The 1,781-nt window shown below is 34.9% G+C and carries 5 protein-coding genes; all 5 read left to right on the top strand.

Features of this window, described 5'->3' with window-relative positions; genetic code table 11:
* Nucleotides 1-7 precede the first annotated feature (7 nt).
* Complete coding sequence (locus tag SMIDD26_RS10295) at nucleotides 8-265, top strand: hypothetical protein (protein WP_061440044.1); 258 nt, start codon at nucleotides 8-10, stop codon at nucleotides 263-265.
* Nucleotides 265-651: a hypothetical protein gene (locus SMIDD26_RS10290; RefSeq protein ID WP_061440043.1), complete on the top strand. Its 387-nt coding sequence runs from the start codon at nucleotides 265-267 to the stop codon at nucleotides 649-651. Before SMIDD26_RS10295 ends, SMIDD26_RS10290 begins: the two co-directional genes overlap by 1 nt.
* On the top strand, nucleotides 648-908 hold the full coding sequence (locus SMIDD26_RS10285; RefSeq protein WP_061440042.1) for a DUF1372 family protein: 261 nt from the start codon (nucleotides 648-650) through the stop codon (nucleotides 906-908). Before SMIDD26_RS10290 ends, SMIDD26_RS10285 begins: the two co-directional genes overlap by 4 nt.
* A complete protein-coding gene (locus tag SMIDD26_RS10280; protein ID WP_061440041.1) occupies nucleotides 905-1,579 on the top strand; it encodes a DNA methyltransferase in 675 nt (224 codons plus the stop codon). The genes SMIDD26_RS10285 and SMIDD26_RS10280 overlap by 4 nt, the downstream gene beginning before the upstream one ends.
* A 21-nt stretch (nucleotides 1,580-1,600) precedes the next feature.
* A partial coding sequence (locus SMIDD26_RS12380; RefSeq protein ID WP_246747034.1) for a YopX family protein occupies nucleotides 1,601-1,781 on the top strand: 181 nt, incomplete at its 3' end.

Here is a 1,781-nt window from a genome sequence, read left to right as displayed (position 1 = left end):
TTGAGGGATGATTATCAAGAATTACAAATATGATTTTTCGAGTGGCAGAATATGCTACACAATTGATTTTGATGGCTATGAACAAGCCATGGAACACACAAAGACAGAATACGGAAGTGTACAAAGAAATGATATTGATGATTTCTTAAGTACGGTTGAGGAATACGACTTTCAAGAAGCTGAGATGATTGAAGCATTCGTTGACTTTCAAAATGATTTGCTCTTATATGGAATTGGTTTTGAATTGAAAAATGAGGTGCAGTGATGAATAATGAAGTCTTTGAAGAATTGAAAAAGCTTATGAGTTATTTTCCCGACTCATTTATAAACAGGCAATTAGAACTTATTCTCATCCCAAAAACAAACACATACTTTTCTTTAAGAGATTGTTTGACAAAGAATGATGTCATTTCAAAGGTACTAATGTGGTGTACTAGGGATATATCCAAAGCTAGACCTTATCAACAACAAAAGCGAAATATCGACTTTTATGTAGATAATCGCACACGTTTAGAAAAATATTTAGGTTCAAATATTAATGTAGATGTGATTTATCATTGCTTAGGAAATGGAATTAACAAAGAACTCACATACAGATTTATCGAGGGTGGTTTTGATATGACTTTACTTTATAAGGAGATTACAGAATGAAACGTTTTATCGCAATCTGGATATTATTATCTGCTGGACTAAACATCTGGCAGATGGACAGGATTCGAGATTTGGAAGAGAAGAAGCCGCTGGTTATCTATAAGGTTGATAACGCAGGCGCTGAGATTTTTGGCAAGGTCGTTGAGAAAGGACGGCATGGGAAGCTGTACACAGTGACTATCAGAGATTATGGGATTTTTGTAGTTACGAAAGAACAGTTTGAGAAAATCAAAGTTGGGGATGAGGCGATGTTGTGAAATTATTTCTTCACGAAGATTGTATGGACGTCATGAAAAGATATCCTGACAACTATTTTGATTTAGCTATTGTAGATCCTCCATATTTTTCTGGTCCAGAAAAAAGAGAATACTATGGTCGAAAAATCAGTCCGATTGGTGTCAATAGACTGTATGACAAAATATCGGAGTGGAAAGTTCCAAATAGAGATTATTTTGATGAGTTATTTAGAGTTTCAAAAAATCAAATCATTTGGGGAGTGAACTACTTCGACTATTCTTTTGGTTCTGGCCGTATCGTTTGGGATAAAGTTAATGGACAGTCCAGTTTCTCGGATTGTGAGATAGCATACTGCAGTTTATATGACAGCACACGCTTATTTCGATATATGTGGAATGGTATGATGCAAGGAAAGTCAATATCTGAAGGTCATATACAACAAGGAAATAAGGCCTTAAATGAGGTTAGAATCCATCCGACACAAAAACCGATAAATCTTTATCTTTGGTTACTTCAAACTTACGCAAAAGACGGAGACAAGATTCTTGATACTCATGTTGGTTCAGCAAGTAGTTTAATCGCTTGTCAAGAATTAGGTTTTGAGTATGTAGGTTGCGAGCTTGACAAAAGAATCTTTAACCTTGCCAAACAGAGACTTGATACTTATGAGAAGCAAATAAAATTATTTTAAAAAGGAATAGGAGGATTTGGTATGATACCGAAGTACAGAGTGTGGGATAAAGAATTGCAAACAATGCTAGATGTTTCTTTGATAGATTTTAAAAAAGGTGTTTTAGTTGGTGAGCATTGGGAATTTGGTGAAACAAATTTCATAAGTTTTGACGAAATCGTACTCATGCAATCAACAGGACTCAAGGATAAGAATGGTAAGG

This window comes from Streptococcus mitis (genome assembly GCF_001579035.1).
Lineage (GTDB): Bacteria > Bacillota > Bacilli > Lactobacillales > Streptococcaceae > Streptococcus > Streptococcus mitis_J.
This window is presented reverse-complemented; position numbering and strand designations above follow the sequence as displayed.